This is a genomic window from Nannocystis pusilla (assembly GCF_020073745.1).
Taxonomy (GTDB): Bacteria; Myxococcota_A; Polyangia; order Nannocystales; family Nannocystaceae; genus Nannocystis; species Nannocystis radixulma.
Map to the genome: position 1 here is coordinate 46,371 of NZ_JAIRAU010000025.1, position 7,509 is coordinate 53,879.

Here is a 7,509-nt window from a genome sequence, read left to right on the forward strand (position 1 = left end):
GCGGAGCACCCCCCAGTGCTCCGACGCACCACTACACAAGAATGTCCGAGACTCGACGAGACCCCCGCGGACTCCAGGGCGCAACGACGACGTGCACCCGGCGACTTGAGCGGTGTTCGGACCCCCCATACAACCCCCGCTGTGATCGGGAATCGCGGGACCCGGCGAGTTCGGACTGTGGACCGCGGCACCCCGCGCCGCCGTTCGGGCAGACGCGGAGAGGAAGAGCGCTCCGGGCGGACCCGAGGCGCGAGCTTCGTGCGAGGCTCACATCACTTCATGTCCCGAGCCTCGTCTGTCCTTCACGCTCGCGAGGATTTTTTTTGCGTCCGCTGAAGGTCGGCCGCGAAGGTCCGGCGGTCAGGTGTACGGGTCAGAGGCTCGAGGGCGGCGGGGCGCACTGCCAGCGGACCCCGTCGAGGAGCACCACGCTGTCGACGATCGCGTCGCCGACGTCGAACAGCGCGAACACGACCTCGATCGACTCGCCGGGGTCGATCCCGATCTCGCTCTGATACCAGGCGGTCCCGGCCCGACCCTCGAACGCGAATTCGCGGAGCGGGATGTCGACGCATTCGTCCCCGCAGCCGGCCGGCATCTCATCGAGCTTGATCGTGTACGGCAGCGTCACCGCGCCGATCGGGTTGCCGTCGGGGTCCAGGGCGATGTTGCCGGTGTAGCGCTCGCTTGCGACCCAGGCCACGAACAGATCATTGTAGCCGCCCGGGAAGCGCGGCGGAAATTCGGCGGTCAGGAACGCGAAGTCGAACGCGAATCCGGCGGTGCCGAGCGGCGCGACCGCGGAGAAGCGCAGCTCGGTGTAATCGTACGCCTTCATCATATCCCCGCCGAGGAGCCACTGGCTCTCGATCGTCTGGCTGCAGTCGCCCGGGACCCCCACCGGCTCGTCCTCCTCGCACTGCTTCGCCTTCGCCACCATCGGCGGCGGCAGCTCGTCGAGGTCGGCGCCCGGCCAGTCGGTCGACGGGCACGTCTGCGAGACCGGGCAGTTGCCGAGGTCGGGCATCTCCGGGAGCGTCAGCAGCAAGTGGCTGGCGTCGCCGGTGGACAGCGCCACCCGGCGCGAGCCCTCGGTCGGCGCGTACACCTCGGTGGTGCCGAGGACCTGGTCGACCACCAGCCGCGACCCGGCAGGCCCCGACCAAGTCAGCGCCCCCTCGGTCTGCAGGCCACCGTCGCAGTTGATCCCCAGGGCGTGGTCGATGTCCTCGCTGTCGCCGTCGCACGGCACCCGCACGAGCGAGCAGGAGTTCCAGTCTTCCTGCTCGCCGAGGTCGAAGTCGACGTCGACGGTCACCCCGAAGCCCTCGCTCGTCGGCTCGCCGGTGGTCCCCGACGTCGAGGCGCTGGAACCTGTCTCTTGAGACACCTGGTCGTCCGAGCCGACTGACCCGCTGCCCCCGCCAGTCCCATCCGCTTCACCGCCCGCATCCTTGACGAAGACCGTCACGAGGCAGCCGCTCTCGAGCAGGCATGCCGCGGCCACGATCAGCGCAGAGTGGGGGGAGCGCACTTTGGCGAGCATGCCACCGGAGTCAACTCACGGCACTGGCCGAGCGGCAGCCCGGCATGTGAGATCTGTGGCGAGCGCGGACGAATTCGCCCGTCGCTGCTCACTGCCGGTCGAGCGCCTCGCGCACCTGGGAGGCGTAGGGCCCGTTCGGGAAACGGGTCAAGAAGGCCGCCGCGCGCCGTTCTGCCTCGGTTTGCCGATCCAGCTCGAACAGGGCCAGCACCGCCACCCCCTCCCATTCCTGGGCGAACTGCCCGGCCTTGAACTCGGCCGCCCCTGCCTCGGCCCGCGCCAGCGCCTCGGCAGGATCGCGTCCGAGGAAGCCGCGGGCCGCCTGCAGGCTGCGGGCCTCCCGGAGGTAGTCGGCCGCCCCGTCGCCCGATCCGCGCGCCGCCTCGACACGCGCCGCCTTGCGCGCCCGCGCCTTCTTGCCGTCGCCGCGGGCATCGGCAGCTGACCTTTCGGACATGTCCTCGACGACCTCTTCGGGCGCCTCCGCCGGCGCCGCGCCGGCTGTCTCTCCGGACCTGTCCTCCAGGACAGCCACAGGCCCCTGCGCGCCCGGACGATCTGTCTCTTGGACCCTGTCCTCCAAGACAGTCTCGGGCGCCGCCTGCACCGAGCGGGCCGTCACGCCGGCACCCCCGAGCGCGACCTCCGGCGGGCTCGGATCGGGCCCGCGCGACAGCCAGAGTCCGGCTCCGATCAGGCCGCCGAGGATCAGCGCCCCGAGCCCGAGCGTGCCGGCACCCCAGCCCGACGAGGCCGCGCCCGCGCCCTTGGCCAGCGAGGCCTCGAAGCGGGCCGCGCCCGCGCCGGCGTCGTACGGGACGCGGTGGCGAACGGCGGCCGTGAGGTCGCGGCGCAGTCCGGCGGAGGTCGTCACGTCGTCGAGGAGGCGGGTGGGCTCTTGAGTCATGACGTCACCGTTTGCGAGCGAGCGAGCGGCCGAGGGGGCCCCGCGACGAGGCGCGCGTGGGCTTCCATGAATTGCTTGCGGGCCTTGTGCAGCCGCGAATACACCGTTCCGATGGGGATCCCCAGGCCGGCGGCGATCGCCTCGCAGCTCTCGCCCTCGAGCTCGAAGAGGATGAACACGGCGCGCTTGCCCTCCTCGAGGGTGTCGAGCGCCTGCTGCACGCGGCGCAGCGCCTCGCTCGTCTCGGCCTGCTCGCCCGGGGAGCTGCCGCCCTGGGCGGTGGCGGCCGCGACGGCCTCGGTGTCGGCGTCCTCCCGCGAGCGTCGCAGGCGGCGGCGGCCTGCAGACACCACTCGCAGCGTGATCTCGGCGAGCCAGGTCGTCGGGCGCGCAGCCCCCGGCACGAAGCCCCCGCGACGATGGGCGACCAGGAAGACCTCTTGAACCACGTCGTCGACCTCGGGGCGACCGACCCCGAGGCGGACCGCGAAGTTGGCGACGAACTCCGCGTGGTCGCGGAACAGGCGCGCCGCATCGAGGACCTGAGGGCCGTCACGCTTGGCTGTATGTCGCGGGTCCGTCAAATCCTTCACCGGATCGTGAACGCGGCGCCCAGACTCACCATGGCCCCCACCGGCGGGACCGCGAGCGAGTCGCCGATCATACCTGCTTTGCTCGGATCGCGCTCGGCGGGCACCGGGCGCACCACCGGGACGATCAGCTCGACCGCGAGGTCGACCGCGAAGCGCTTCGCGGCCCAGATCCGCAGCTCCGGCGCCACCGTCAGCGCCACCCACGGTCCGACCGCGTCGCGCACGCCGGGCGTCCTCGCGCCGATCTGGAGCGCACCCGCGGCTGGCCCGAAGCACAGGCGAGGCCGCACTCGCGGACGTGCAAGCGCGGCACACACGTCGACCCGTCCTCCCACCAGTCCGAGCGTCACCCGCGTGTCAGCGTCGAGCGCGCGAGGCCCCGCGTAGCCGCCGAACAGACTCGCGCGCAGGTCCACCCACCGCCGCCAGCCGAGCTCGAGCTGGGCCCCACCACCGCCGGCGAGACCGGGCAGCACACCGAGCCACAGTCCGCTGCGCACCGCGGCCACCACGGACACCGACGCGCGCCGGGGAGGCGCCTCGCTCGGCTCGCCTTTCCGCGAGCGTCGCGTGAGCGGCGGTCGCTCCGGATCGTACGCCTGCGGCACGCTTTCTTCGCCCGGATCGATCACCTCGTAGCCGAGCCCCTCGAGCACCGCCGCGTCGACTGCGATCGCTATCCCGAGTCCCACCACCGCATGCAGGTCGCTGCACGTCGGTCGCACCGGATCGAACTTCCGCTCGACCAACTCGCCGCGGATCTCGAGCGCGATGGTCACCGACTGCGCGCGCGTCGGATCGCCGCGAACATCGATATAGGCGACCGGCACATCGATCGTGTCGCGTCCGAGCCACGTCGCTATGGTCTCGGCGAGCCCGCTCGCCGTCAGGCACGTCGCCCCCGGCTCCACGCGCAGCACCTCTCGCAGCGGGCGCGGTGGCGCAGCCGCAGGCGCGGGCGCGAGCAGCAGGCCGGCGGCGAGCACGGAGACGAGCACGGACCCCAGGATGCGTCGCCTCGCCCGCGCTTCGCCAGTCGCTTCTCGTGGTAAGGTCGGCGCGATGCAGGGCAAACGCGTCGGAGTCGTCCTCGCCGGCTGTGGCTACCTCGACGGGGCCGAGATCACCGAGGCGGTCCTCTCCCTCTACTTCCTCGAGCGCGCCGGTCTGGAGCCTCGCTGCTTCGCCCCGGACCGCCCGCAGATGCATGTCGTCGACCACCTGACCGGTCAGCCGACCGGGGAGACGCGCAACGTCCTCGTCGAGTCGGCCCGGATCGCCCGCGGCAAGGTCGAACCGCTCGATCGCGCGCGGATGGACGAACTCGACGCGCTCGTGCTGCCCGGCGGTTACGGCGTCGCCAAGAACCTCAGCGACTTCGCCGTCCGCGGCCCCGAGGCAGACATCGATCCCGACCTCGTGCGCCTCGTCGGCGAGGCCCTGTCGCGGGGCAAGCCGCTGGTCGCCATCTGCATCAGCCCGGCGATCCTCGCCGCGGCCCTGCGCAAGCTCGGCATCGGCGGCGCCCGCCTCACCATCGGCGACGACGTCGGCACCGCTGCCGCCGTGACCGCCCTCGGTGCGCGCCACGAGGCCTGCGCGGTCGATCGCGCGATCGTCGACGAGCGGCTCCGGATCGTCTCCACGCCGGCCTACATGCTGGGCCCCGGTCCGCGGGACGTCGGCGCCGGGATCGAGCAGGCCGTCGCGACCCTCGCGGGTTGGCTGCGCTGAGCGATCGAGCCCGTGTAACAACTGCCCGCCCGCCCCGTTGCCGAGGAGTCCTCGATGCCGCGCCGCTTCGCCTCCGCCCTCGTCGTCTGCGTCGCCCTCGCCTGCGCCTGCGGCGGCGAACCCGTCAAACTGGCCGAGAAAGCCCAGAAGCTCGAGGTCAAGCCGCCGCCGCCCGCTCCGACCACCGTGCACCTCGTCGTCGACGGCACCAGCGGCCGGCTCGGCTTCGACATGGACGCGCCGATCGAGAAGATCCGCGGCAAGGTCCCGGCCTCGGCCCTCAGCGGTGAGGTGTGGCTCGACCCGACCGACCTCGCCAAGTCACGCGGCCTCGTGCGCGTCGATCTCCGCGACCTCGAGCTGTTCCAGCGCACCGCCCCCGAGCCCGGCAAGGAGTTCGGCGAGGAGGTCAAGAGCGACACGCAGAACCAGCACGCCCGCGACTGGCTCGAGATCTCGCCCGACACCCCGGCCGACGACCTCGCCAAGAACGCGATCATCGAGTTCGCCCTGACGCGCATCACCGCCGCGTCCGTCACCGACCTGACCCAAGTGACAGGTCCGGAGCGCAAGGTCACCTTCACCGCCAGCGGCGACTTCCTGCTGCACCAGCGCAAGGCCGAGAAGTCGGTCGAGCTCGAGGCCACCTTCCGCTACGACGGCGACGTCCTGCGCGAGGTCGAGGTCAAGAGCGTCGAGCCGCTGACGATCGGCCTCGACGAGTACGACGTCCGTCCGCGCTCCGGCTTCGGCAAGCTCGCCGCCAAGACGCTCGATCAGCTGGCGCCCAAGGTCGCCAAGGAGGCCGAGGTCTCGCTCGAGTTCATCGCCCGCCCCGACGGCAAGCCCGGCGATCCCGGTCCCGCGACCGCACCAGCGCCCGCCCCGAATTCCGATCCCGCCGCCCAGCCCGCCCCCGCGCCCGCAGCCAAGTGACTCGCGCGCTGCGATCCGGCGCGCGCCCATCCTCGTAACGAACGCACAGGAGCACCTCAGTCATGGACATTCGCACGATCTCCGCCACCCTCGCCCTGCTCGGCTCCGGCCTCACTCTCGGCGGCTGCAACAAGACCCAGACCGACGCGACCGAGGTCCCCGGCAACACCGCCGCCGAGGGCGAGAAGTCGTGCAAGGGCCACGCCGACGACAGCGAGAAGAGCTGCGGCGGCCACAACGGCGAGAAGGGCTGCGGCGGCGAGAAGGGCTGCGGCGGCGAGAAGGGCTGCGGCGGCGAGAAGGGCTGCGGCGGCGCCAAGGCCGAGCCGACCGAGACGGCGGCGGCGGCCGATCCCGCGGCGGCCACCGATCCGGCGACGACCGAGACCGCGACCGCGCCGAGCACCGCGGCGGCCGAGCCGACCGCCACCACGACCGAGAAGAAGAAGAAGAAGCCGGCCGCCAAGAAGGCCAAGGGAGGCGAGGCCGCCTGCGGCGAGGGCACCTGCGGCTGAGCCTCTCCGACGTCCCGGCCGACCGGCCTGCCCAGGCCGCGGGTCGGCCTCGCAACGCTCGGGCAACCTGTCCCTTGGGCCAGCTCGACTCCCACGAACCCCACGCCGGCGAGCACCGCCCGCCGCGCGTCGCCCGGCACCTCGCGGTCTCCTGTCCTTTGAGCCAGCATCCTGCCCGCGACCGCCTTGCGGTCGCCTCGCCCGGCGGTCCGCGCGCTCGACGACCGAAGCCGTATGCTTGACGCGATGACCCGCCCGACCGGCATCGGCCTCGGCCTGCGCTGGGGCTTCCTCGACGAGGCGCTCGCCGAACCCGTCGACCCGGCGCTCGCCTTCTTCGAGATCTCGCCGGAGAACTACATGCGCCGCGGCGGCTACTTTCCGGCCGCGCTGGCGACCATGGCCGGGCGGCGTCCGCTGTTGACCCACGGCCTCATGCTCAACGTCGGCGCCGCGACCGGCCTCGACACGACCTATCTCGCCGAGCTGCGCGCCTTCCTCGACGAGCTCGGCGTCGCCGAACACACCGACCACCTGTGCTGGACCGGCCGCGACGGCGTGTGCCTCCACGACCTCCTGCCCCTGCCCTTCACCACGGGTTCGGCGCGACGCGCGGCCGACCAGATCCGTCGGGCCCAGGACGCCCTCGCGCGCCCGCTCGCGCTCGAGAACATCAGCTACTACGCAGCCGCCGGCGCCCCTCCTGGCGGCGACCGCGGCCCCGCGCTGGCCGCCCGCGAGCTCGAGTTCCTCCACGAGGTGCTCACCCGCGCGGACGTCGGTCTGCTGCTCGACGTCAACAACGTCGTCGTCAACGCCATCAACCACGGCTTCGACCCCGACGCCTTCGTCGCCGACCTGCCGCTCGACCGTGTGGTCCGCCTGCACGTCGCCGGCGGCGAGGTCCGCCCGCAGCTCGGCGGCCTGCTCATCGACACCCACGGTGCGCCCGTCCCCTCGCCCGTCCGCGCCTTGATGGCCCGCGTCGTCGCCCGCCTCGGCCCCGTGCCCGTCCTCTACGAGCGCGATCACAACATCCCCGAGTACGCCGAGCTCGTCGCCGAGGTCCGCGAACTGGCCGCGATCTACGAGGCCGCCCTCGCCGATCGTTCGGCCGCGCCCGTCGCATGTCCTGAAAGACATGTCCTCTCGGGCACTGTCCGCGAGGACAGCCGCGCGACCGAGCTCGACGAGCTCCAGCGGGGGGTGCAGCAGCTGATCGTCGAGCATGACGGCGAACGACTGGTGAGCGGTCCCCTCGAGTGGTTCCGCGCGCGA

General features: G+C 72.3%; 8 protein-coding genes. 4 read left to right on the forward strand and 4 right to left on the reverse strand.

Features of this window, described 5'->3' with window-relative positions; all coding sequences use genetic code 11:
- Positions 1 to 373: 373 nt before the first annotated feature.
- From K7C98_RS18770 to K7C98_RS18785, 4 genes are all read right to left on the reverse strand, one after another.
- The gene (locus K7C98_RS18770) at positions 374 to 1,534 is read right to left on the reverse strand and encodes a hypothetical protein (RefSeq protein ID WP_224193058.1); all 1,161 of its coding nucleotides are present in this window, start codon (positions 1,532 to 1,534) and stop codon (positions 374 to 376) included.
- A 100-nt stretch (positions 1,535 to 1,634) separates the two neighbouring features.
- Positions 1,635 to 2,453 carry a hypothetical protein gene (locus tag K7C98_RS18775; RefSeq protein WP_224193059.1) on the reverse strand — a complete coding sequence of 273 codons (819 nt, stop codon included), beginning with the start codon at positions 2,451 to 2,453 and terminating at the stop codon, positions 1,635 to 1,637.
- Complete coding sequence (locus K7C98_RS18780) at positions 2,450 to 3,037, reverse strand: RNA polymerase sigma factor (protein ID WP_224193060.1); 588 nt, start codon at positions 3,035 to 3,037, stop codon at positions 2,450 to 2,452. The genes K7C98_RS18775 and K7C98_RS18780 overlap by 4 nt, the downstream gene beginning before the upstream one ends.
- 5 nt (positions 3,038 to 3,042) lie before the next feature.
- Positions 3,043 to 4,044, reverse strand: coding sequence for a hypothetical protein (locus K7C98_RS18785; protein ID WP_224193061.1), 1,002 nt, complete (start codon positions 4,042 to 4,044; stop codon positions 3,043 to 3,045).
- 64 nt (positions 4,045 to 4,108) lie between these two features.
- On the opposite strand from K7C98_RS18785, the gene elbB reads away from it, so the two are divergent.
- The 4 genes from elbB to K7C98_RS18805 all read left to right on the forward strand — a co-directional run.
- Positions 4,109 to 4,780 carry an isoprenoid biosynthesis glyoxalase ElbB gene (elbB, locus tag K7C98_RS18790; protein WP_224193062.1) on the forward strand — a complete coding sequence of 224 codons (672 nt, stop codon included), beginning with the start codon at positions 4,109 to 4,111 and terminating at the stop codon, positions 4,778 to 4,780.
- 54 nt (positions 4,781 to 4,834) lie between these two features.
- Positions 4,835 to 5,716 (forward strand): hypothetical protein, encoded by an 882-nt coding sequence (locus K7C98_RS18795; RefSeq protein ID WP_224193063.1) that lies wholly within the window; start codon positions 4,835 to 4,837, stop codon positions 5,714 to 5,716.
- A 62-nt stretch (positions 5,717 to 5,778) separates the two neighbouring features.
- Positions 5,779 to 6,231, forward strand: coding sequence for a hypothetical protein (locus K7C98_RS18800; RefSeq protein WP_224193064.1), 453 nt, complete (start codon positions 5,779 to 5,781; stop codon positions 6,229 to 6,231).
- A gap of 246 nt (positions 6,232 to 6,477) precedes the next feature.
- The coding region (locus K7C98_RS18805) for a DUF692 domain-containing protein (RefSeq protein ID WP_224193065.1) at positions 6,478 to 7,509 on the forward strand (1,032 nt) is incomplete at its 3' end.